Raw genomic sequence first — 22276 nt, 5'->3', positions numbered from 1 at the left:
TGCGGCGGCCGGCGGCCCGCGGCATACCCTGTCGGACATGAGCCACGACGCCGCAGACCGCACCGTGACCCCCACGGCACAGACCGCCGTGACGCCCGAGGAGGAGGTCGCGCGAATCTGCGGCGACCTCCTCCGGATCGACTCGTCCAACTACGGCGACGGCTCGGGGCCGGGGGAGCGCAAGGCCGCCGAGTACGTCATGGGTGAGCTCGCCGAGGTGGGTCTCGACGGCACGCTGCTCGAGAGCGAGCCGGGGCGCGCGACCGTCATCGTGCGGATCGAGGGCGAGGACCCCTCGCGTCCGGGCCTCGCGGTACACGGACACCTCGACGTCGTTCCCGCCAACGCTGCTGACTGGCAGGTCGACCCCTTCGGCGCGGAGGAGCGCGACGGCTGCATCTGGGGTCGCGGTGCGGTGGACATGAAGGACATGGACGCCATGATCCTGGCCAACATCCGCCACTTCGCCCGCACCGGCACCAAGCCCGCGCGAAACACCACCTTCGTGTTCTTCGCCGACGAGGAAGCCGGCGGCAGGCTCGGCAGCCACTGGCTCGTCGACCACGAGCCGCAGTGGTTCGAGGGCGTCACCGAGGCGATCAGCGAGGTGGGCGGCTACAGCGTGACCGTGCCGACCCCCTCGGGCCAGCAGCGCGCGTACCTGCTGCAGACGGCCGAGAAGGGCATCGCCTGGCTCCGGCTGCGGGCGCACGGCCGCGCTGGGCACGGCTCGGTTCCCAACGACGACAACGCCATCGTGCGTCTCGCCGCAGCGATCGGCCGCATCGCCGCCCACGAGTGGCCGCGCGAGTACATCGCCTCCGTCCGGGAGCTGCTCGACACGCTGGGCACGATGACCGGCATCCCGTCAGGCGACGAAGACCTCGAGCCGCTCCTCGCAACCCTCGGCGGCGCGCAGGGGTTCGTCCGCGGCACCCTGCGGGACACGGCCAACGTCACGATGCTCGAGTCCGGCTACAAGCACAACGTCATCCCACAGACCGCCAGCGCGGCGGTCGACTGCCGCTTCCTCCCGGGCCATGAGGAGTCGCTCATGGCGACCATCCGGGAGCTCGCCGGCGAGCACCTCGAGGTGGAGGTCGTGCACCGCGACGTCGCGCTCGAGTCGCCCTTCTCAGGTGACCTCGTCGAGTCGATGAAGCAGTCGCTGCTGCGTGAGGACCCCGAGGCGGCGGTGCTGCCCTACTGCCTCTCCGGTGGCACCGACAACAAGTCCCTCGGGCGCCTCGGCATCAGCGGCTACGGCTTCGCGCCGCTGCGGCTGCCTGCCGACCTCGACTTCGCACCGATGTTCCACGGCATCGACGAGCGCGTCCCGGTGGAGTCGCTCCGCTTCGGCGCGCGCGTGCTGGGCGACTTCCTGCGCACCTGCTGAGGGCGTTGGAGAGGGTCAGGCCGTGCGCTGCACGCGCATGATCCGGCGCCGCAGCCACATGCGGCGGACCCCGCCCTCGTAGATCACGGTGCGTGACAGCTCCCAGCGGCCGTACTCGGCATGCTCTCGCACCGCCTGCCTCGCCTGGGCCTTGGACGTGTGGCGGTCGAACGTCAGGACCCGGTACTCGTAATCCGTCATCGCCTCCATTCTGACACCAACCGTGACCCCACCGAGACCGGATCTGCGGCACGGCGGTCGCCATGGCCGCGGTACCGTCTCTGCGTCATCCGACCGCACCGGGGAGAGCCCAGGACCCATGTGGTCGGGCAAGCAGGGGAACCGCCCGGCGCCGCCTGGCGTTGGAGGCACAGGAGGTCAACACACATGAACTGGAACACCCGCCGCCTCGCGGCAGCAGCCATCGTCCTTCCCGCAGTCCTCGGCGTCGCGGCCTGCGGCAAGAGCGAGAGCCCGGCTCCCGCGACGGCACAGACGCAGGCGACCTCCGCCGCCGCCACGAGCGACGCCCCCACGGCGGGCCAGCCCTACAAGGACAAGGCAGCGTTCGTCGCCGCCATGAAGGCCGCGGGCCAGAGGGCCAGCTCGGCGCACGTGACGATGTCGATGGACGCCGCCGGCCAGAAGATCGCCATCACGGGCGACACGAAGGTCGACGCCAACAACCCGGCCATGAAGATGTCGATGGACATGGGCTCCTCGATGAAGCTCGACATGATCCTCGTCGACAAGACGGTCTACCTGAAGGGCTTCCCGGGGCTGCCCGTGGCCAAGTGGGCGGTCACCGACAGCAGCTCGACCCTGGGCAAGCAGCTGTCGCAGTCGCTCGACCAGGCCGACCCGACCAAGATGTACGACCAGTTCGGCGCCGCAGTCACCAGCGTCAAGTACGTCGGTGAGGACACCGTCGACGGGGCCAAGACGTTCAAGTACGACCTGACCCTCGACACCAAGGCCATGGCGGCGAAGCTTCCCGCCGGGTCGAAGGCGCAGCTACCCGCCTCCGTCGCCTACACCGCGTGGCTCGACGAGAAGGACCAGCTGCGCAAGGTCACCTTCGACCTGTCCGGCGTCAAGGCCGACATGACCATGAGCAAGTACGGCGAGCCCGTCGACATCACGGCTCCGCCGGCCGCCCAGACGGTCAAGGCGCCCATGTGACACGCCGCGCCGCCTGACGGGTCACACCCTGTCCAGCGCATCTCATCGGTCCCGCAGCGAGCACGCCTCGCTGCGGGACCGCTGCGTTTCGGGGCTTTCCGCGGTTTTGCGGGCCCGGAACCGGTTCTCTGGTCCCCACCGGTCGACTACGGTCGAGACATGACCGTCGACCCACGTTCCGCCCTCGAGCAGCTGATCGCCGCTCTCGAACGACACCTGGAGGCCGCGAACGCCAGCCGAGACCCCGACCACCCGATGGTGATGGCCGCGGCCCAGGACCTCGCGGAGGCGTTCGACGACTACGACGAGGCGCTCTACGAGGCGACCGAGGTGGCAACGCCGCTGGCGATCTACGGCGACGACCTCGAGGGTCCCGACGACGAGGACGGGCCGGAGGTCCGGGTCTACGCCGGCCTTGACTCGGACGAGTACGACGAGCTCGACGACGACGACGACGACGACGACGACGACGATGACGACGACGATGATGACGACGATGATGACGACGATGATGACGAGGTCGGCGACGGCGTCAACCAGGGCAGCGGCGCCCGCGCCTGACGCGTGAGCCGCCGGAGCTAGCCCGAGACGTCATCGAGCGCGGCGACGATCTCCGCGGGGAGGGTCAGCTCGAGGCTCGCGAGCGCCGAGCGCAGCTGGGTCGCCGTGCGAGCCCCGACGATGGGTGCGGCCACACCCGGGCGGTCGCGTACCCAGGAGAGCGCCACCTCGGCCGGCTTGGCGCCCAGACCACGAGCGGCCATCGCCACGGCGTCCGCGACGCGAGTCGTGTGCTCGTCGAGGAAGCGCTCGGCGAAGCCGGGGAAGTCGCTCGAGGAGGCCCGAGAGCCCGACGGTATGCCGTTGCGGTACTTGCCGGTCAGCACGCCCCGACCCAGTGGTGACCACGGCAGCAGGCCGAAGCCCAGCGCGCCGGCCGCCGGCGTGACCTCGTGCTCGGGCGTGCGGCATACCAAGGAGTACTCGATCTCGTTGGCCACCAGAGGGATCCGTGCGGTCTCGAGCAGGCTGAAGGCGCGGGCGGACTGCCACCCCGAGTAGTTGGAGACCCCGACGTAGCGGGCACGGCCGGATCCGGCGGCCCACTCGAGCGCGGACAGGGTCTCTGACAGGGGCACGTCGTCGGACCACGTGTGCACGAGCCAGAGGTCCACGTGGTCGGTGCCCAGGCGGCGCAGGGACGTCTCGAGCTGCGCCATGAGTCCGCGGCGCGACACGTCGACCCGGCGCTGCCCGCCGGCTCGCGAGATGCCCGCCTTGGTGCAGACCATGACGTCGTCGCGGGGGACCACGCCCCCCAGCAGACCGCCGAGGATGGTCTCGGCGTCCCCGCCGCCGTAGCCGTATGCCGTGTCTACGAGATTGCCCCCTGCGTCCACGAACGCACGCAGGTGGTCACCGGCCTCGTGGCGGTCGACGGCGTTGCCCCACAGCATGGTTCCGAGGGCCAGGGGAGTGACCGTGAGACCGGACGAGCCGAGACGCCTGCGCATGGCACGAACGCTAGTGGGCCGCGCCGGCCAGAGAGTGACCGCCACGTCGGGAGCCGCGCCGATAGCCTGCCCACCATGAGGATCGGTGTGAATCTCGGCTACTGGGGACGCGGAACGACGGGAGCCGACCAGGTGGCCATCGCGCAGGCCGCCGACCGGCTCGGCTACGACAGCGTGTGGGTCGCGGAGGCATACGGCTCCGACAGTCCCTCGATGCTCGCCTGGATCGGCGCGCTCACCGAGCACGTGGACCTCGGCTCGGCCGTCATGCAGATCCCCGGGCGCACCCCCGCCATGACGGCCATGACGGCAGCCACCATCGACGCGATGTCCGGTGGCCGCTTCCGCCTCGGGCTGGGAGTCTCCGGTCCGCAGGTGAGCGAGGGCTGGCACGGGGTGCCGTTCCGCAGTCCGCTGGCGCGCACGCGCGACTACGTCGAGATCGTCCGGGCCGCCCTGCGCCGGGACACGGTGACGCACGCCGGCCCGCACTACCCGCTGCCCCTGCCCGGTGGTGTCGGCAAGCCGCTCAAGCTGGCGTCCCGTCCCGTCCGGCCCGACCTGCCCGTCTACCTGGCCGCCGTCGGCCCGAAGAACCTGGAGCTCACCGGGGAGATCGCCGACGGGTGGCTCTCGATCTTCTTCAGCCCCGAGCATGCCGGGGACCTGCTCACCGCCATGGAGACCGGGCGCCGCCGCGGCGGCCGCGGACCGGACGCGTCGCCGATGACCGGGTTCGACGTCGTCGCCACGGCGCCCGTCGTGCTCCTCGACGACGTCGAGGCGGCGGCCGACCACGTGCGCGACTACTGCGCGCTCTACATCGGGGGCATGGGCTCACGCGAGCAGAACTTCTACAACCAGCTCGCGTGCCGGATGGGCTTCGAGGAGGACGCCGCGCGCATCCAAGACCTCTACCTCGCCGGCCGCCACCGGGAGGCCGCAGCCGCCGTGCCGCTCGAGTTCATCGACGAGACAGCGCTGCTCGGCTCGCCCCGTCGCATCGCCGAGCGGCTCGCCCGCTACGAGCCGGCGGGCGTCACGACGCTCGCCGTCGCGGTCGGGGGTGGCATGACGCGGGACCAGGCGCTGACCACGCTGACGGTCGTGGCGGGGATCGCGGGCCTGTCGGCGCCCGGCTCTCCCAGCCCGCGTTGCGGATAGGGTGCGACATTGTGCCCAGCGGCCGCAGACCCTCCCGGGTCCACGGCCTGTCCCGTCCCTCCAGCACAGAAGGCCCACCCTGACCCATGGCTGACCTCAGCTACCTCGACGCCGTCATCCTCGGCGTCGTCGAAGGCCTCACCGAGTACCTCCCGGTCTCCTCCACCGGCCACCTCACCATCACCGAGAAGCTGCTCGGCCTCGAGGTCGACGACGCCGCCGTGACGGCATACACCGCCGTGATCCAGCTCGGCGCGATCGCGGCGACTCTGCTCTACTTCTTCCGCGACATCGTCCGCTTCGCGGTCGCATGGTTCCGGGGGCTCGGCAGCGCAGCGGCTCGGCACGACCCGGACTACGGCCTCGCCTGGGCCGTGGTCATCGGCTCGATCCCGGTGGGCATCGTCGGCTTCCTCGGTCGCAACCTCATCTCCGGTGGGCTGCGCAGTCTCTGGGTCGTTGCGGCCGCCCTGCTGGCCTGGAGCGTCGTCATGGTCGCCGCCGAGCGGCTGTACGCCCGGTACGAGGCGCGCGGCGCGCTGCGGGGCGAGCACGCGGTCCGACCGGTCGACGGCCTCGTCATCGGTCTCGTGCAGTGCTTCTCGCTGATCCCCGGTATCTCGCGGTCGGGCGCCACGATCTCCGCCGGCATCGCCCGCGGCATCGACCGTGTCACGGCCACCCGCCTCAGCTTCTTCCTCGCGATCCCGGCCCTGACCGCTGCGGGCCTCTTCCAGGCGGTCGAGGAGAGGCACGGCCTCTCGGCGCTGGGCGTCGGGCCGGTCCTCGTGGGACTGGTCGTGGCCTTCATCGTGGCCTACGCCTCGATCGCGTGGCTGCTGCGCTTCGTCGCGACCAACACGCTGATGCCGTTCGTCTGGTACCGCGTCGTGCTCGGCGTCGTATTGGTCGCCGTCCTCTCGGCTGGCGTGCTGAGCGCCACCTGACGCAGGTCCCCACGCGACGGCCGGCTCCCACTCCCTGGGAGCCGGCCCTCGGTCGTCCTACAGCCAGCCGGAGCGCTTGAAGGCCCGGTACAGGCCGACGCAGGCGGTCGCCATGACTGCGAGCACGAGGTAGTAGCCGTAGTAGAGCTCGCCGTCCCCCACGTGCACGCTCGCGGTCAGCTCCGGCATGTGCTCGAAGTTCATGCCGTAGACGCCGGCGATCATCGTGGGCACCGCCGCGATGGCGACCCACGCGGAGATGCGGCGCATGTCCTCGTTCTGCTTGACCGAGACGCTCGCCAGGTGGGCCGACAGCACGTCGGTCAGGAGACGGTCATAGGACTCGACGTGGTCGTTGACGAGGCGCAGGTGGTCGGCCACGTCGCGGAAGAACGGCAGCATCGCCTCGGTGAGACCCCTCCCGCGGGTGCGCTCCATGAACTGCGTCAGGGTGTCGGTGAGGGGCTGGGTGGCCCGGCGGAACTCGAGGACCTCGCGCTTGAGGCGGTAGATCGTGTTCGCGTCGCCGCCGACGTCGGAGGCGAAGACCTGCTCCTCGATCTGCTCGAGGTCCTTGCGCACCTCGCGGTCCACGACGAGGTAGTTGTCCACGACCGAGTCCATGACGGCGTGCAGCACGGTCATCGACCCGTGCACGAGCCGCTCCGGCTCGGTCTCGAGCCGTTGGCGCACCCCGGCCAGCGGGTTGCCCTCCCCGTGCCGGACGGTGACCACGAAGCGGTCGCCGATGAAGAGCATCACCTCGCCGGTCTCGATGTCGCTCGTCGCCTCGATGTAGCGCAGCGTCTTCAGCACGACGAACACCGACGACTCGTACGTCTCGATCTTCGCCCGCTGGTGCCCCTTGACGGCGTCCTCGACGGCGAGGGGGTGCAGGTGCAGCTCGTCGTTGACCAGGTCGAACTCCTGGTCGGTGGGGTCCTTCAGGCCGATCCAGAGGAAGCCGTCCTGCGTGACGCGCAGCACGTCGAGCTCGTCACTGAGGTCGCCGCACCCCTGGCGCCGGCCGTTGCGATAGATGGCCTTGTCCATGATCACAGGGCTACTTCACCACGTCTGCCCGGCGCCGTCGCGCAGGTGGCCCGGCGGCCTCCGGCGGGCCGCGGGGCAGGCGTGGTCGGGAGCTAGGGTGAGGCTCGTGCCGACCGTTCTCTTCGTACGCCACGGGCGCTCCACCTCCAACACCGCCGGCACCCTCGCCGGCTGGATGCCCGGGGTCTTCCTCGACGAGACGGGGGAGGCCCAGGCTGCCGCCGTCGGGCAGCGCCTGGCCACTGCCGTGCTGCCAGTCGTCGAGGTCGTCAGCTCTCCGCTCGACCGCTGCGTGCAGACGGCCGACCTGCTCGCCGCCCCCCTGCCTGACCACGTGGCGCGCAGCATCCACGAGGGCTTCGGCGAGTGCCGCTACGGCGCCTGGACCGGACGACCGATCGCCGAGCTCGCCAAGGAGGAGCTGTGGAAGGTCGTGCAGGACCGGCCCAGCGAGGCGCGCTTTCCCGACTCCTCGGCATACCCCGCGGAGTCCATGGTCGAGATGCAGGAGCGGGCACTGCGGGCCGTCCGCGAGACGGACGCCCGCATCCTCGAGCAGCACGGGAAGGACGCGGTGTGGGTCGCCGTGTCGCACGGTGACGTCATCAAGTCCATCCTGTCGCACGCCACCGGGGCGCACCTCGACGACTTCCAGAGGATCAACGTTGAGCCGGCGTCGGTGAGCGTCGTCCGCTACACCAGCCGCAAGCCGTTCGTCCTGCGGCTCAACGACGTCGGCGGAGACCTCACGGGTCTGCGCCCGCCGGCCGAGCCGGCCGCCGAGGAGGGCGACGCGGTCGTGGGCGGGGGCACATGAGCGCTGGGACGGTTCGGATAGGGTCGATCGCATGACGGTCCAGGACTTCGATCCCGCTGACCGGTTCGTCACCGGGACGGTCGGCCCCGCCGGTCAGCGCGCCTTCTACCTGCAGGCGAGCACGGGCCCCGTGGTCGTGACCGTGGGGGTCGAGAAGCAGCAGGTCTCCATCCTCGCCGACCGCATCAACGACGTGCTCGACCAGCTCGCCCCGGGACTGGCCGTCGAGCCGGGCGAGCCAGGCGGGGCGCCGGAGGACACCGAGCCGCTGACGACCCCGTTCGACGAGGACTGGCGCGTGCAGACCCTGTCGCTCGCGTGGGACGAGGAGCGCCAGAAGCTCGTCATCGAGTGTCACGACCACGACCCCGACGAGGTCGACGAGGACGCCCCGGACGACGAGGTCGGTCCCCTGGGGCGCAACTCGATCCGGATCAGCCTGACGCCAGCCGAGGCGCGGGCCTTCGCTCGCCGCACCAACGCCCTCGTCTCGGCCGGCCGGCCGCCGTGCCCGTTCTGCGGCAACCCCCTCGACCCCACGGGCCACATCTGCCCGCGGGCCAATGGCTACAAACGCTGACCGCAGTCCGTCGTCGGTCGACCTGACCGGCGAGCTAGAGGTCCTGGGGCGGATCACCGACTCCTCCAACCTCGCCGTCGTCGCGCGGGTCTCGTCGCTGCCGGGGGGCCATGTCATCTACAAGCCCGTGCGCGGCGAGCGCCCGCTGTGGGACTTCCCCGACGGCACGCTGGCCGGTCGCGAGGTGGCCGCCCACGTCGTGTCCCAGCTCGGCGGCTGGGACGTCGTGCCGCCCACCGTCCTGCGGGACGGTCCCCTCGGCCCCGGGTCGGTGCAGCTCTGGATCGGCGACCCGTTCGACCCGGTGTCCGACGACGTCGTCGTCGACCTCGTCCCCGAGGGGCGGGCCCCCGACGGTTGGCGGGCGGTCTTCGACGGCGAGACGCCCGGCGGTGCCGCGGTCACCGTCGTGCACTCCGGTGCCGATGACGTGCGCTCCCTCTCGGTCCTCGACGCCGCCCTCAACAACTCCGACCGCAAGGGCTCCCACTGCCTCCGCGACGTCGACGGGCGACTCTGGGCCATCGACCACGGCGTGACGTTCTCACCGACCCCGAAGCTGCGCACCGTCCTCTGGGGCTGGGCGGGGGAGCCCCTCACCGACGCCGACCTGTCCCGGCTGGCACGGCTGCGGCGCGCCCTCGACGACGACGCCGTGCGCGACCGCCTGCTCGCCCTGCTGCCCGAGTCCGACGTCGATGCGCTGGCCGCGCGCGTGGACCGCCTGATCGCCCGGGGCGTCCATCCCCGCCCGAGCCGCGACTGGCCGTCGGTGCCCTGGCCGCCACTCTGACTGCACACTCTGACTCACGCCCCATGGCCCGTCGGAGGTCTCACGGACGCCGGGATAGAGTCTGCGAGTGAGAAGCTGGCCGATGCCGTTCATCCCGCAGGTCCCCGGCAGTGCCCCCGAGGTGCGCGTGCGCGACACGGCATCCGGTGAGCTGGTCCCGGCGGCGCGCGGTGACGTCGTCACCCTCTACGTCTGCGGGATCACGCCCTACGACGCCACCCACCTGGGACACGCGGCGACGTACGTGACGTTCGACCTGCTCGGTCGCGCCCTGCGCGACAGCGGCCACACGGTGCGCTACGTGCAGAACATCACCGACATCGACGACCCCCTGCTCGAGCGTGCCGAGCGCGACGGCGTGGACTGGCGCGACCTCGCCACCGGCGAGATCGCCCTCTTCCGCGAGGACATGACCGCGCTGGCCGTCATCCCGCCGGACGAGTACCTCGGCGCCGTCGAGAGCATCCCCACCTTCGTCGGTCCCATCGAGAAGCTCGTCGCCGACGGCTGGGCGTATGCCGTGCCGGCTCCGGACGCGTCGAGAAAGGGTGCCTCCGACTACTACTTCGACGTGGCCCACGACCCGCGCTTCGGGTCGGTGAGCCACCTCGACGAGGCCGGCATGATGGAGGTCTTCGCCGAGCGCGGCGGCGACCCCGAGCGCGAGGGCAAGCGCAACCGCCTTGACGCGCTGCTCTGGCGGGCGCACCGCGAGGGCGAGCCCGAGTGGGACGGCGCAAGCCTCGGCTGGGGTCGCCCCGGCTGGCACATCGAGTGCGCGTGCATCGCGCTGGACCACCTCGGCATCCCCGTCGACGTGCAGGGCGGTGGCAGCGACCTCATCTTCCCGCACCACGAGATGAGTGCAGCCCACGGCCGGGCGCTCAGCGGGGCGCCCTCCTTCGCCGGTGCCTTCGTGCACCAGGGCATGGTCGGTCTCGAGGGCGAGAAGATGAGCAAGAGCAAGGGCAACCTCGTGCTCGTGTCCGGGCTGCGTCGTGAAGGCGTCGACCCGATGGCGATCCGGCTCGCCCTGCTCGCCCGCCACCACGCGGACGACTGGATGTGGACCGACGACCAGCTCGTCGACGCGCAGCAGCGGCTCGACACCTGGCGCAAGGCACTGTCCGGCAACGGCGGTCCGGTCGCCGACCAGACCGTCGACGACCTGCGGGCCGCCCTCGCCGACGACCTCGACAGCCCGCGGGCGCTCGAGGCCGTCGACCGGTGGGCCAGCCAGGCGCTGACGCGCGGGGGCGAGGACCCGGGCGCCCCGGGCGTGCTCGGCCGGGCGCTCGACGCCCTCCTCGGCGTTCGCCTCTGACACGTCCGCCGGGTGACCGAGGGCACCGGCGGCATACGCGGTCTGGAGATCTACCGGCCGGGCGGGTCGTCGTCGCGGCCGCGGAGGTAGCGCTCGAACTCGCGGGCGATCGCGTCACCGCTCGCCTCGGGCAGCTCGGCGGTGTCCTGGGCCTCCTCGAGCGACTGGACGTACTCGGCAACCTCCTCGTCCGACTGCGCGAGCTCGTCGACGCCGCGCTCCCACGCGCGAGCGTTCTCCTCCAGGTCGCCGTGCAGCACGGTGATGCCGAGGAGCGACTCGATGCGTCGCAGCAGGCTCAGCGTCGCCTTGGGTGACGGGGCGCCGCCGGCGTAGTGGGGCACGGCCGCCCATGCCGAGACGGTCGGGATGCCCGAGTCGGTGGCCGTGTGGCTCAGGACGCCGACGATGCCGGTCGGGCCCTCGTAGCGAGACGCCTCGACGTCGAAGCGGTGGATCCCGGCCTCGTCCTCCGCGGTCGCGGTGACCGGGATGGGGCGGGTGTGGGGCACGTCCGCCAGCAGCGCGCCGACCGTGACGATGGTGGTGACCCCTAGCTGCTCGGCCAGCTCGAGCAGCTCGATCGAGAAGGCCCGCCAGCGCATCGACGGCTCGATGCCCTGCACCAGCACGACGTCGCGCCCGAATCCGGTCTCGGTGGCCACGAGGATGCGGGTCGTCGGCCAGCTCAGCATCCGGCGGCCGTCCTCGAGCGACACCCGGGGACGGTTGACCTGAAAGTCGTAGTACTCCTCGGGGTCGAAGGCGGCCACGACCTCGGCGTCCCAGACCTCGGCGAGGTGTCGCACGGCGCTCGTGGCGGCCTCGCCCGCGTCGTTCCAGCCCTCGAAGGCTGCGATGAGCACCGGATCGGTCAGCTCCGGCACGTCCTCGAACTCCAGCACGTCATCTCCTTCACCGTGGCCGCGCACGCGCCCACCCCTTCAGACTAGGACCTGACGCTGTCCGCGTGCCGGTGTCGCGCCGGACGCGCCCCACCTGAGCTCGGGAGCCCGCCGATCCCCGCTGGGTATGCCGTGGGGGGTGCGGCCGTGTGACCGTAGTGCGGGCGGGGCGGCGCGCGTCACAGCAGGTCCGTAGAATCGGGCCGGTCCCGTCATACGGCACGCTCCCGTGCCGCCGAGAGGAGCCACGTTGTCCCAGTCGCCGCAGCAGCGACCCGACGCCACCGAGAGCCTGACCGCCACCCTCGGCCAGCGCATCATGATCCTCGACGGCGCCATGGGCACGGCGATCCAGCGCGACCGCCCCGACGAGGCCGGCTACCGCGGCGAGCGGTTCGCGGACTGGCCCAGCGACGTCCAGGGCAACAACGACCTGCTCACCCTCACCGCCCCCGACATCATCGCGGGCATCCACCGCGAGTACCTCGAGGCCGGCGCGGACATCATCGAGACCAACACCTTCAACGCCAACGCGATCTCGCTGTCGGACTACGGCATGGAGGCGCTCGCCTACGAGCTGAACTTCGAGGCGGCCGCCCTGGCCCGCCGCGAGGCCGACGCGATGAGCGAGCGCACCCACGACCGACCCCGCTACGTCGCGGGCGCGCTCGGGCCGACGACGCGTACGGCCTCGATCTCCCCGGACGTCAACGACCCCGGCGCCCGCAACGTCTCGTACGACGACCTCGTCGCCGCGTACCTCGACGCCGCGCGGGGGCTGGTCGACGGCGGCAGCGACCTGATCTTCATCGAGACGATCTTCGACACGCTCAACGCCAAGGCCGCGATCTTCGCCGTCGAGACGCTCTTCGAGGAGCAGGGCCGGCGCTGGCCGGTCGTCGTCTCGGGCACGATCACCGACGCGTCGGGACGCACGCTCTCGGGGCAGGTGACGGAGGCGTTCTGGGCCTCGATCCGCCACGTCTCGCCGATCGCCGTCGGCCTCAACTGCGCCCTCGGAGCCAAGGAGATGCGCCCCTACATCGCCGAGCTGGCGCGCCTCGCCGACTCCTACGTCTCGTGCTATCCCAACGCCGGGCTGCCCAACGCCTTCGGCGAGTACGACGAGGCACCGGACGAGACCGCCGGCATCCTGGGCGAGTTCGCGCAGGCCGGCCTCGTCAACCTCGTGGGCGGCTGCTGCGGCACGACTCCTGACCACATCGCGGCCATCGCAGCCGCCGTCGACGGCAAGCCGGTCCGTGAGTTCGAGCCGATCCCGCCCGTGATGCGGCTGTCCGGTCTGGAGCCGTTCACGATCACCGACGACAGCCTCTTCGTCAACGTCGGCGAGCGCACCAACATCACCGGCTCGGCCCGCTTCCGCACGCTCATCAAGGACGGCGACTACGACACCGCGCTCTCGGTCGCCGCCCAGCAGGTCGAGAGCGGCGCGCAGGTCATCGACGTCAACATGGACGAGGGGATGATCGACGGCGTCGCGGCGATGGACCGCTTCCTCAAGCTCGTGGCCAGCGAGCCCGACATCAGCCGGGTGCCCGTCATGGTCGACTCCTCGAAGTGGGAGGTCATCCAGGCCGGCCTCAAGTGCGTTCAGGGCAAGGCGATCGTCAACTCGATCTCGCTCAAGGAGGGTGAGGAGGCCTTCCTGCGCCAGGCCCGCCTCGTGCGCAAGTACGGCGCGGCGGCGGTGGTGATGGCCTTCGACGAGGACGGCCAGGCCGACTCGCTCGAGCGTCGCAAGCAGATCTGCTCCCGTGCCTACCGCCTGCTCACGGAGGAGGTCGGCTTCCCCGCCGAGGACGTCATCTTCGACCCCAACGTCTTCGCGGTCGCCACCGGCATCGAGGAGCACGCCTCCTACGGCCTCGACTTCATCGAGGCCACACGGTGGATCAAGCAGAACCTGCCGGGCGCGAAGGTCTCCGGCGGCATCTCCAACGTGTCGTTCAGCTTCCGCGGCAACAACCCCGTCCGCGAGGCGATCCACGCCGTCTTCCTGTACCACGCGATCGCCGCCGGCCTCGACATGGGCATCGTCAACGCCGGTGCCCTGGCCGTGTACGACGAGGTGGACGCCGAGCTGCGCGAGCGCATCGAGGACGTCGTCCTCAACCGTCGCCCCGACGCCGCGGAGCGCCTGCTCGAGGTCGCCGAGACGTACAACAAGGCCGGTCAGGCCGCCGAGGTGAGCGAGGAGGAGTGGCGCGCGCTTCCGCTCGGCGAGCGCATCACCCATTCGCTGGTCAAGGGCATCGACGCGCACATCCAGGCCGACACCGAGTTGCTGCGCGCCGAGATCGCCGAGCGCGGGGGCCGGCCCATCGAGGTCATCGAGGGCCCGCTCATGGACGGGATGAACGTCGTCGGCGACCTCTTCGGCGCCGGCAAGATGTTCCTCCCACAGGTGGTCAAGAGCGCGCGGGTCATGAAGAAGGCCGTCGCGTACCTGATCCCCTTCATCGAGCAGGAGAAGCTCGACGATCCCTCCCTCGCCACGGCGAAGGACACCAACGGCACGATCGTCATGGCCACGGTCAAGGGCGACGTCCACGACATCGGCAAGAACATCGTCGGCGTCGTGCTCCAGTGCAACAACTACGAGGTCATCGACCTCGGCGTCATGGTGCCTGCGCAGAAGATCCTGGACGCCGCCAAGGAGCACCAGGCCGACATCATCGGGCTGTCCGGTCTCATCACGCCTTCGCTCGACGAGATGGTGAACTTCGCCGCCGAGATGCAGCGTCAGGGCTTGACCATCCCGCTCCTCATCGGCGGGGCGACGACCTCCCGCGCGCACACCGCGGTCAAGGTCGACAAGCGCTACGACGGCCCCGTCGTCTGGGTCAAGGACGCCTCCCGCTCGGTGCCCACCGCCGCCGCGCTGCTCAGCGACGACCTGCGGCCGAAGCTGCTGGCCACGCTCAAGGAGGACTACGACTCGCTGCGCGAGCGCCATGCGGGCAAGCACGACCGGCCGCTGCTGCCGCTCGAGCAGGCCCGCGAACGGCGGACTCCCATCGACTGGTCGGGCTACCGACCGCCGCACCCGCACCTGCTGCTCCAGCAGGACCACGACGTCTCACCCATCACGCGCTCGCACGGGGTTGCCAAGCACGTCAAGGTGTTCCACGGCTACCCCCTGGCAGAGCTGCGCCGCTACATCGACTGGCAGCCGTTCTTCAACGCCTGGGAGATGAAGGGCAGCTTCCCGGACATCCTCAACAACCCGGCCAGCGGACAAGCCGCCCGCAAGCTCTACGAGGACGCCCAGGCCATGCTGGACCGCATCATCGAGGAGCGGTGGCTCACCGCCAACGGCGTCATCGGCTTCTTCCCGGCCAACTCCGTCGGTGACGACGTCGAGGTCTATACCGACGACGCCCGCACCGAGCCGCTCGCGGTGCTGCACCACCTGCGCCAGCAGGGGGACCACCGAGCCGGCGTGCCCAACCGGTCGATCGCCGACTACGTCGCGCCTGAGGGCACGTCGGACTGGGTCGGCGGCTTCGCCGTGACGGCCGGTCTCGGTGGCGCCGAACGGGTGGCGCAGTTCAGGGCCGACCTCGACGACTACGACGCGATCCTGCTCGAGTCGCTCGCCGACCGTCTGGCCGAGGCCTTCGCCGAGCGCATGCACGAGCGGGTGCGCAAGGAGTTCTGGGGCTACGCACCGGACGAGCACCTCGACAACGTGGCCCTCATCAAGGAGCAGTACGCCGGCATCCGGCCCGCGCCGGGCTACCCGGCGTGCCCCGAGCACACCGAGAAGCAGACGCTCTGGCGCCTGCTCGACGTCGAGGTCAACACCGGCATGACGCTCACCGAGGGCATGGCCATGGCGCCGGGGGCCTCGGTGTCCGGCTGGTACTTCTCACACCCGCAGTCCCAGTACTTCGTCGTCGGCCGCCTCGGTCGCGACCAGGTGCAGGACTATGCCGACCGCAAGGGCTGGACCCTCGCCGAGGCCGAGCGCTGGCTGTCCGCGAACCTCGCCTACGACCCGGAGGACTGACCCGGTGACCCTTTCCCACACCGCCGGCCGCGACCACGTGGTGCCGGCGCTGCCGGGTGCCGTGCTGTGGGACATGGACGGCACGCTCGTCGACACCGAGCCCTACTGGATCGAGGCCGAGCACGAGCTCGTCGGGGCCCACGGGGGCGTGTGGAACGACGAGTTCGCCCACCAGCTCGTCGGCAACGCGCTGGAGGTCTCGGCGCAGCTGATCATCGACCAGTCGGGCATCACCCTGACCGTGCCGGAGATCGTCGACGCCCTGCTCAACCGCGTCATCAGCCGCGTCGAGCAGCGGGTGCCGTGGCGCCCGGGGGCCCGCGAGCTGCTGCTAGAGCTGGGGGAGCTCGGTGTGCCGTCACTGCTCGTGACGATGTCCTGGCGATCGCTCGCCGACGTGGTCGTGCGCGCCCTCCCTGAGGGAGCCTTCGAACACCTCGTCACGGGAGACGCGGTGAGCCATGGCAAGCCGCATCCCGAGCCCTACCTGGCGGCCGCGCGGCTCGTGGGGCTGGAGCCCGCCGAGTGCATCGCCATCGAGGACTCGCCCGCGGGCGTGCGTTCGGCAACCGCGGCGGGCGTGCCCACCATCGCCATCCCGCACGTCGTCCCGGTGCCGCCCATCGATGGCGCGGTGCACATCGACACGTTGGCCGGCGTGGCGGCCGCCGACCTCACGTCGATCGTGTCGAGCGTGCAGTCTCCTCGCTGAGCGACGCCGAGGTCAGAAGCTGCGCGACGCGGCCTCGGCGCTGCCCTTGCCTCTCATCGGCGACGCTTGCGCTGGGGAACGCCCCCGCGGGCCCCGCCGGTGCGACCCGCCTGCCCACCACGTCGGGGGGCTCGGCGCTGGGACTGGCTGCCACCCGCCTTGGGGGTCTTCGATCCGGCGGGCTGCCGCGGCGTGCCGTCGTCGCGTACGGGCGTCGCCTCGGGCGAGGAGGCGCCGCGGGTGCTGCGCTCGGTGCGGCCACGAACGATGCCGATGAAGTCCTCGATGCGGGGGTCGTCGTCGTCGACGCGCCACGCCAGCCCGACCCGCGACGGCGCCACGCCGATGACGGGTCGGTGCACGACGTCCTTGCGGTGGTGCAGGCGGGCGACCGACATCGGCACGACCACGATCCCCGAGCCCGCGGCCACCACGGACACCGCCTGCTTCGTCGACATGGGGGGCATCGCGGCGGCCTTCTCGCGCGTCTCGGACGTGGCGACTGCTGCCCACTCGGGGACGAGTGCGGGGTCCTGCATCAGGACCTCGTCCGCGAGGTCGGCGACGTCGACCTCGTCGAACGCGGCGACGACGTGCTCCTTGGCCACGACGACGACCGGCACCTCCTCGTATAGGGGGATGACGTGCAGGCCCTCGCGTTCGACCGGTAGCCGGAGCAGCACCATCGCCGCCGTGCCATCGCGGAGGTGCGCCAGGGCATTCGCGTCCTCGACGGGGTGGGCCTCGAGGGGGGAGTCCGGGAGCCGCTCGCCCCACACCCGCAGCCACTTGTCGGGCGTCACACCGGGGACGAACTCGACGCGGAACGGTTCCGTCATGGGTCGGCCTCCACGTTCTCGGACAGGTGGGTCGAGGCTAGTCCACCGGGCGGAAGGGACCGCCGCAGGCCGTCGCGAGGGGCGCGCGGGGCACGCTCCGCGACCGCCTAGGCTGGTGCCATGCCCACGCCGAAGCCGCAGACCATGAAGCCCCAGACGGCCGCGAAGAAGCTCTGCGTCCTGCTCTCCGAGACCCCGGCGGACTTCCAGGAGGGCGTCGTCAGCCGCACCGAGCTGAACGCCCTGCAGGCCGACCCGCCGCAGTGGCTGGCGGACCTTCGGCGCAACGGACCGCACACGCGCCAGGAGACGGCGCGGCGCCTTGGCATCTCCAACTCGGGCCTGGCCCGCGGCGGCGTCGGCGAGCACCTGACGACCGACCAGATCAAGGCCCTCCTGGAGGAGATGCCGGCCTGGCTCATGGCAGAGCGCGACATCTTCGCCCACGTCCGGGCCGAGGACGCGCGCCTGAAGGCTCGGGACGCCGAGCGCGCCTGACGGCGCGCCGCGGACGCTCCTCACGTCGCCAGCTGGTCGCGGCGGCGGTCAGGAAGGTGGTCTCGGCGCGGTTCCCCGCCAGCTCGATGGCCCTGTCGTTGACCGAGCGCGCTACGAACACCGCTGCTCCGATCGGACACCATCCGAGGACCGCTTTCAGCGGTGCTGGGTCGTCCAGGCGCCCGCGGTGGCCGCCTCCGCGACGAGGTCGGCGACTTCGGCGTGATGGTCGCGGACGAGTCCCGTCGTGACACGCACATGGCCCCCGGGCCCGGTGACGCGGCCGACGGAGAAGGGTGCGCCCGGTGTCACGGCGATGCCCTGGCTCGCCAGCCGGAGCACCGCCGCGACCTCGTCCCGTACCGGCACCCAGATGTTGAGCCCGTCGGTGCCCGGCACCTCGATGCCGTGCTCCGCGAGGCGACCGACGACGAGCTGTCGTCGGCGGGTGTACTCCGTCGCGGCCGACGCAATGCCGCGACCGCAGTCCTCGTTGCGAAGCATGCCGGCGAGGACCCGCTGGAGCAGTCGGCTCGTCCAGCCCTGTCCGATGGCACGCGCGCGCTGCACCGGGGCCAGCAGGGCGCCTGGTCCGCTCACGGCGGCGATCCGGAGGTCAGGGCCGTGGGACTTGCTGAAGCTGCGGATGTGGACGACCTGGTCGGGGATCCACGCGCCGAGGCTGATCGGGGCCGACGTCGAGATGGGACCGCTCGAGTCGTCCTCGATGACGACGCAGTCGTTGCCCTCCAAGAGTGTTGCAAGCCGGCGCGCCCGTGCCGGCGACAGGGACACGCCCGTGGGGTTGTGACCGCGGGGCTGGAGGACCAGCGCCGCCGGTCGTCGGGGGAGCAGCGCCTCGAGGGGCTCGGGACGGATGCCGTCCTCGTCGAGGGGAACACCCACGACCTCGACGCCGCGGTCCTCGAGGAGGTCGAGGAGGGGAGGGAAGCCGGGGTTCTCCACGACCACGAGGTCGCCGGGGCGCAACAGGGTGCGCGTCAGCAGGTCGAGGGCGTCCATGGCGCCGTCGACGACGAGCAGGTCGTCCACGGCATAGGGCCAGTCCCGGAGCAGCTCGACGCGCAGCTCGTCGAGCACGGGGTCGTCGAGGTAGCTGCTGGGCGTCGGTGGCTCGGCCAGCATGGACACGACCGGCACGAGGGCCGGAAGCAGGTCGCCGTCGGGGATTCCGGTCGAGAGGTCGAGCGTGACGGGGGACTCGTGGCGCAGGGCCCGTGAGTAGCGCTGCCCGCCGCGGCCGGTCGGTGCCACCGTCGTGCCGCGTCGGCCGTCGGACCGGATGGTGCCCGAGCGGGCGAGCAGCTGCCAGGCCGCGCTGACCGTCGTCGGCGACATCATCAGCTCCTCGGCGATGTGCCGGATGGGCGGCAGCCGGTCCCCGGGCAGCAGGGCACCATCCCGGATGGCCCGGGAGACGGCCTGGGCCAGGCCTTTGGCCGTGGGGGCCTCGAGGCGTTCCTCGAGGGAGGAGATGACGGCTCTCATGTTCGTAACATAGCAATGAGACCTTCGTATGGGGTGCGCCTGTCACGTAATCTCGGTGGCATGACGACTGCTGCAGCGCCCATCGACCACTGGATCTCCGGCGGGCGCGTGCCCGGCACCTCCGGCCGCACCGCCCCGGTCCACGACCCCGCCACCGGCCGCCGGACCGGCGAGGTGGCGCTCGCGTCCGTGGCGGAGGTGGACGCCGCCGTCAAGACCGCCACCGCTGCCGCACACGGCTGGCGCGCGAGCTCGCTGTCGAAGCGCGCAGCCGTTCTGTTCGCCTTCCGCGAGCTCCTTCACACGCGCACTGATGAGCTCGCCGCGATCGTCACCGCCGAGCACGGCAAGGTGCTCTCCGACGCCGTGGGCGAGATCGCCCGCGGCCTGGAGAACGTCGAGTTCGCGACGGGGGTCCCGCAGCTGCTCAAGGGCGGCTTCTCCGAGCAGGCCGCCAGCGGGGTGGACGTCTACAGCATCCGCCAGCCGCTCGGCGTCGTCGCCGGCATCACGCCGTTCAACTTCCCCGTCATGGTCCCGTTGTGGATGTGTGCCAACGCCATCGCGTGCGGCAACGCCTTCGTGCTGAAGCCCAGCGAGAAGGACCCGTCGGCCTCGCTCTTCCTCGCGCAGCTGTGGAAGGACGCCGGCCTTCCCGACGGCGTCTTCACCGTCGTGCACGGTGACAAGGAGGCCGTCGACGCGCTCCTCGACCACGACGAGATCGCCGCCGTCAGCTTCGTCGGTTCGACGCCGATCGCCAGGTACATCTACGAGCGCGGCACGGCGAACGGCAAGCGCGTCCAGGCGCTCGGCGGCGCGAAGAACCACGCTCTCGTCCTGCCGGACGCGGACATCGACATGGCCGCAGACGCCATCGTGTCCGCGGCGTACGGGGCGGCCGGCGAGCGGTGCATGGCGCTCTCGGTCGCGGTGGCCGTCGGCGACGTCGGCGACGACCTCGTGTCGGCCATCTCCTCCCGTCTGCCGAAGCTCACGGTGGGCCCGGGCTCCGCAGCAGGCACCGACATGGGTCCGCTCATCACCCGCGAGCACCGCGACAAGGTCGCCGACTACGTCGCGGCCGGCGCGGAGGCGGGCGCCACGGTCGTCGTCGACGGGCGGGAGCAGGACGTCCCGGAGGAGGGCTTCTTCCTCGGCATGACCCTCCTCGACGACGTCACCCCCGACATGACCGTCTACCGCGACGAGATCTTCGGGCCGGTTTTGTCAGTCGTGCGCGTCGCGACCTACGACGAGGGCCTCGCCCTGATCAACCGCAACCCGTATGCCAACGGCACCGCGATCTTCACCCGCGACGGCGGCGCCGCCCGCCGGTTCCAGAACGAGGTCGAGGTCGGCATGGTCGGCATCAACGTGCCCATCCCCGTGCCCGTCGCCTACTACTCCTTCGGCGGGTGGAAGGACTCGCTCTTCGGCGACACCCACATGTACGGCCCCGAGGGCATCAACTTCTACACGCGCGGCAAGGTGGTGACGCAGCGGTGGCCGGACCCGGCCACCTCGAGCGTCGACCTCGGCTTCCCGCGCACCCGCTGAGAGGGGCGACCATGACCGAGACCGACGAGCGAACCGTCGTCAGGGACCTGCTGGACCAGATGACCGGGGAGCAGGTCCGCGAGCTGGACCGGGCCCACGTCTTCCATTCGTGGTCGGCGCAGGCGCTCATCGACCCGCTGCCGATCGCCCGCGCCCAGGGCTCCCACTTCTGGGACTACGACGGCCGGCGCTACCTCGACTTCAGCAGCCAGCTCGTCAACGTCAACATCGGCTACAACCACCCCAAGGTCGTCGCCGCGATCCAGGAGCAGGCCGCCCGGCTGGCCACCATCCAACCCGCCTTCGCCAACGACGCCCGCAGCGAGGCGGCCCGGCTCATCACCGAGGTCGCCCCCGACGGGCTCTCCGCCGTCTTCTTCACCAACGGCGGCGCCGAGGCGAACGAGAACGCCATCCGAATGGCCCGGCTGCACACGGGCCGGCACAAGGTACTCGCCACCTACCGCAGCTACCACGGCGCCACCGCGGGAGCCATCACGCTGACCGGCGACCCGCGGCGCTGGCCGTCCGAGCCCGGCCTGTCCGGCATCGTGCACTTCTGGGGCCCCTACACCTACCGCTCGGCCTTCCACTCCGAGACGGAGGAGCAGGAGCGCGACCGCGCGCTGGCGCACCTGCGCGACACGATCATGGTCGAGGGCTCCCACACCGTCGCAGCGATCATCCTCGAGACGGTCGTCGGCACCAACGGCATCCTCGTGCCGCCGGACGGTTACCTGCAGGGGGTGCGCGACCTGTGTGACGAGCACGGCATCGTCCTCATCGCCGACGAGGTGATGGCCGGCTTCGGCCGGTGCGGCGAGTGGTTCGCCATGGACCGCTGGGGTGTCCGACCGGACCTGATCACCTTCGCCAAGGGCGTCAACTCCGGCTACGTGCCCCTCGGCGGTGTCATCATCTCCGACGAGATCCGGGCCACCTTCGACCAGCGGGCGTTCCCCGGCGGGCTGACGTACTCGGGCCACCCGCTGGCCTGCGCCTCGGCCGTCGCGTCGATCAACGCCTTCCGCGACGAGGGCATCATCGAGAACGCCCGGATGCTCGGGCGCGACGTCATCGGCCCGCGCCTGCGCGAGATCGCGGCGAGGCACCCGAGCGTCGGCGACGTGCGGGGCCTCGGCGTCTTCTGGGCGGTCGAGCTGGTGCGCGACCGGGAGACGCGCGAGCCGCTCGTGCCCTACAACGCCGCGGGGGAGGCGGCCCGGCCGATGGTGGAGTTCGCGTCTGCCTGCAAGGAGCGTGGGCTCTGGCCGTTTACCCACTTCAACCGCACCCATGTGGTCCCGCCGTGCACGACCACGCCGGCCGAGGTGGAGGAGGGCCTGACCGCGCTCGACGAGGCGCTCGAGGTGGCCGACACCTTCACCACCTGAGCCGACCAGCCGGATGCCATGTGCTCCGTCCGCAGTGGGGCCGGGTCGCGAGA

Annotated in this window: 20 protein-coding genes; 14 read left to right on the top strand and 6 right to left on the bottom strand. The window is 71.2% G+C overall.

Annotated elements, in window-relative coordinates; genetic code table 11:
* Window positions 1-37: 37 nt before the first annotated feature.
* A complete protein-coding gene (locus AC3WRT_RS10055; protein WP_492721446.1) occupies window positions 38-1396 on the top strand; it encodes a M20/M25/M40 family metallo-hydrolase in 1359 nt (452 codons plus the stop codon).
* A 15-nt stretch (window positions 1397-1411) separates the two neighbouring features.
* Here AC3WRT_RS10055 and AC3WRT_RS10050 read toward each other — a convergent pair whose 3' ends face one another.
* The gene (locus AC3WRT_RS10050) at window positions 1412-1597 is read right to left on the bottom strand and encodes a DUF5703 family protein (RefSeq protein WP_492721444.1); all 186 of its coding nucleotides are present in this window, start codon (window positions 1595-1597) and stop codon (window positions 1412-1414) included.
* A 186-nt stretch (window positions 1598-1783) separates the two neighbouring features.
* Here AC3WRT_RS10050 and AC3WRT_RS10045 point away from each other — a divergent pair, with 186 nt between their 5' ends.
* Together AC3WRT_RS10045 and AC3WRT_RS10040 are read left to right on the top strand one after the other, a co-directional pair.
* On the top strand, window positions 1784-2578 hold the full coding sequence (locus tag AC3WRT_RS10045; protein ID WP_492721443.1) for an SCO4651 family lipoprotein: 795 nt from the start codon (window positions 1784-1786) through the stop codon (window positions 2576-2578).
* Between the two features lie 159 nt (window positions 2579-2737).
* Window positions 2738-3139: a hypothetical protein gene (locus AC3WRT_RS10040; protein WP_492721442.1), complete on the top strand. Its 402-nt coding sequence runs from the start codon at window positions 2738-2740 to the stop codon at window positions 3137-3139.
* 17 nt (window positions 3140-3156) lie between these two features.
* On the opposite strand, the gene AC3WRT_RS10035 is transcribed toward AC3WRT_RS10040, so the two are convergent.
* A complete protein-coding gene (locus AC3WRT_RS10035) occupies window positions 3157-4092 on the bottom strand; it encodes an aldo/keto reductase (protein WP_492721441.1) in 936 nt (311 codons plus the stop codon).
* Window positions 4093-4167: 75 nt separating this feature from the next.
* Here AC3WRT_RS10035 and AC3WRT_RS10030 point away from each other — a divergent pair, with 75 nt between their 5' ends.
* Both AC3WRT_RS10030 and AC3WRT_RS10025 read left to right on the top strand, forming a co-directional pair.
* Window positions 4168-5256 carry an LLM class F420-dependent oxidoreductase gene (locus AC3WRT_RS10030; RefSeq protein ID WP_492721439.1) on the top strand — a complete coding sequence of 363 codons (1089 nt, stop codon included), beginning with the start codon at window positions 4168-4170 and terminating at the stop codon, window positions 5254-5256.
* A gap of 86 nt (window positions 5257-5342) precedes the next feature.
* Window positions 5343-6203, top strand: coding sequence for an undecaprenyl-diphosphate phosphatase (locus tag AC3WRT_RS10025; RefSeq protein WP_492721437.1), 861 nt, complete (start codon window positions 5343-5345; stop codon window positions 6201-6203).
* Window positions 6204-6260: 57 nt separating this feature from the next.
* On the opposite strand, the gene corA is transcribed toward AC3WRT_RS10025, so the two are convergent.
* Window positions 6261-7262, bottom strand: a complete 1002-nt coding sequence (gene corA / locus AC3WRT_RS10020) for a magnesium/cobalt transporter CorA (protein WP_492721435.1) — start codon at window positions 7260-7262, stop codon at window positions 6261-6263.
* 100 nt (window positions 7263-7362) lie between these two features.
* Here corA and AC3WRT_RS10015 point away from each other — a divergent pair, with 100 nt between their 5' ends.
* From AC3WRT_RS10015 to mshC, 4 genes are all read left to right on the top strand, one after another.
* Window positions 7363-8073, top strand: a complete 711-nt coding sequence (locus tag AC3WRT_RS10015) for an MSMEG_4193 family putative phosphomutase (RefSeq protein ID WP_492721434.1) — start codon at window positions 7363-7365, stop codon at window positions 8071-8073.
* Between the two features lie 31 nt (window positions 8074-8104).
* Complete coding sequence (locus AC3WRT_RS10010; RefSeq protein WP_492721432.1) at window positions 8105-8653, top strand: DUF3090 domain-containing protein; 549 nt, start codon at window positions 8105-8107, stop codon at window positions 8651-8653.
* Window positions 8637-9446, top strand: coding sequence for an SCO1664 family protein (locus tag AC3WRT_RS10005; RefSeq protein WP_492721429.1), 810 nt, complete (start codon window positions 8637-8639; stop codon window positions 9444-9446). The genes AC3WRT_RS10010 and AC3WRT_RS10005 overlap by 17 nt, the downstream gene beginning before the upstream one ends.
* A 67-nt stretch (window positions 9447-9513) precedes the next feature.
* Window positions 9514-10770, top strand: coding sequence for a cysteine--1-D-myo-inosityl 2-amino-2-deoxy-alpha-D-glucopyranoside ligase (gene mshC / locus AC3WRT_RS10000; protein ID WP_492721427.1), 1257 nt, complete (start codon window positions 9514-9516; stop codon window positions 10768-10770).
* Window positions 10771-10820: 50 nt separating this feature from the next.
* Here mshC and AC3WRT_RS09995 read toward each other — a convergent pair whose 3' ends face one another.
* Complete coding sequence (locus tag AC3WRT_RS09995; RefSeq protein ID WP_492721425.1) at window positions 10821-11675, bottom strand: PAC2 family protein; 855 nt, start codon at window positions 11673-11675, stop codon at window positions 10821-10823.
* 250 nt (window positions 11676-11925) lie between these two features.
* On the opposite strand from AC3WRT_RS09995, the gene metH reads away from it, so the two are divergent.
* Together metH and AC3WRT_RS09985 are read left to right on the top strand one after the other, a co-directional pair.
* A complete protein-coding gene (metH, locus tag AC3WRT_RS09990) occupies window positions 11926-15711 on the top strand; it encodes a methionine synthase (protein ID WP_492721423.1) in 3786 nt (1261 codons plus the stop codon).
* Window positions 15712-15715: 4 nt separating this feature from the next.
* Window positions 15716-16423, top strand: coding sequence for an HAD family hydrolase (locus AC3WRT_RS09985; RefSeq protein ID WP_492721421.1), 708 nt, complete (start codon window positions 15716-15718; stop codon window positions 16421-16423).
* Between the two features lie 53 nt (window positions 16424-16476).
* On the opposite strand, the gene AC3WRT_RS09980 is transcribed toward AC3WRT_RS09985, so the two are convergent.
* Complete coding sequence (locus AC3WRT_RS09980) at window positions 16477-17262, bottom strand: LysR substrate-binding domain-containing protein (protein WP_492721420.1); 786 nt, start codon at window positions 17260-17262, stop codon at window positions 16477-16479.
* A gap of 120 nt (window positions 17263-17382) precedes the next feature.
* On the opposite strand from AC3WRT_RS09980, the gene AC3WRT_RS09975 reads away from it, so the two are divergent.
* Window positions 17383-17760 (top strand): DUF5997 family protein, encoded by a 378-nt coding sequence (locus AC3WRT_RS09975; protein WP_492721418.1) that lies wholly within the window; start codon window positions 17383-17385, stop codon window positions 17758-17760.
* A 156-nt stretch (window positions 17761-17916) separates the two neighbouring features.
* Here the strand turns inward: AC3WRT_RS09975 and AC3WRT_RS09970 are convergent, their stop codons facing one another.
* A complete protein-coding gene (locus AC3WRT_RS09970) occupies window positions 17917-19269 on the bottom strand; it encodes an aminotransferase-like domain-containing protein (RefSeq protein ID WP_492721417.1) in 1353 nt (450 codons plus the stop codon).
* Window positions 19270-19329: 60 nt separating this feature from the next.
* Here AC3WRT_RS09970 and AC3WRT_RS09965 point away from each other — a divergent pair, with 60 nt between their 5' ends.
* Window positions 19330-20829, top strand: coding sequence for a CoA-acylating methylmalonate-semialdehyde dehydrogenase (locus tag AC3WRT_RS09965; protein ID WP_492721416.1), 1500 nt, complete (start codon window positions 19330-19332; stop codon window positions 20827-20829).
* Window positions 20830-20840: 11 nt separating this feature from the next.
* A complete protein-coding gene (locus tag AC3WRT_RS09960; RefSeq protein ID WP_492721414.1) occupies window positions 20841-22223 on the top strand; it encodes an aspartate aminotransferase family protein in 1383 nt (460 codons plus the stop codon).
* Window positions 22224-22276 lie beyond the last annotated feature (53 nt).

The sequence above is a fragment of the Terrabacter sp. FW104-15G4B genome (genome assembly GCF_058790095.1).
The sequence above is the reverse complement of the archived record's forward strand: the minus strand, read 5'-3'. Positions and strand labels throughout refer to the sequence as shown.

Excerpts from the sequence above, each read along its gene's own strand:
- AC3WRT_RS10055 (WP_492721446.1), top strand. The coding sequence starts at position 38 with ATGAGCCACGACGCCGCAGACCGCACCGTGACCCCCACGGCACAGACC.
- AC3WRT_RS10050 (WP_492721444.1), bottom strand. The coding sequence starts at position 1,597 with ATGACGGATTACGAGTACCGGGTCCTGACGTTCGACCGCCACACGTCC.
- AC3WRT_RS10045 (WP_492721443.1), top strand. The coding sequence starts at position 1,784 with ATGAACTGGAACACCCGCCGCCTCGCGGCAGCAGCCATCGTCCTTCCC.
- AC3WRT_RS10040 (WP_492721442.1), top strand. The coding sequence starts at position 2,738 with ATGACCGTCGACCCACGTTCCGCCCTCGAGCAGCTGATCGCCGCTCTC.
- AC3WRT_RS10035 (WP_492721441.1), bottom strand. The coding sequence starts at position 4,092 with ATGCGCAGGCGTCTCGGCTCGTCCGGTCTCACGGTCACTCCCCTGGCC.
- AC3WRT_RS10030 (WP_492721439.1), top strand. The coding sequence starts at position 4,168 with ATGAGGATCGGTGTGAATCTCGGCTACTGGGGACGCGGAACGACGGGA.
- AC3WRT_RS10025 (WP_492721437.1), top strand. The coding sequence starts at position 5,343 with ATGGCTGACCTCAGCTACCTCGACGCCGTCATCCTCGGCGTCGTCGAA.
- AC3WRT_RS10010 (WP_492721432.1), top strand. The coding sequence starts at position 8,105 with ATGACGGTCCAGGACTTCGATCCCGCTGACCGGTTCGTCACCGGGACG.
- AC3WRT_RS10005 (WP_492721429.1), top strand. The coding sequence starts at position 8,637 with ATGGCTACAAACGCTGACCGCAGTCCGTCGTCGGTCGACCTGACCGGC.
- AC3WRT_RS09980 (WP_492721420.1), bottom strand. The coding sequence starts at position 17,262 with ATGACGGAACCGTTCCGCGTCGAGTTCGTCCCCGGTGTGACGCCCGAC.
- AC3WRT_RS09975 (WP_492721418.1), top strand. The coding sequence starts at position 17,383 with ATGCCCACGCCGAAGCCGCAGACCATGAAGCCCCAGACGGCCGCGAAG.
- AC3WRT_RS09970 (WP_492721417.1), bottom strand. The coding sequence starts at position 19,269 with ATGAGAGCCGTCATCTCCTCCCTCGAGGAACGCCTCGAGGCCCCCACG.
- AC3WRT_RS09965 (WP_492721416.1), top strand. The coding sequence starts at position 19,330 with ATGACGACTGCTGCAGCGCCCATCGACCACTGGATCTCCGGCGGGCGC.
- AC3WRT_RS09960 (WP_492721414.1), top strand. The coding sequence starts at position 20,841 with ATGACCGAGACCGACGAGCGAACCGTCGTCAGGGACCTGCTGGACCAG.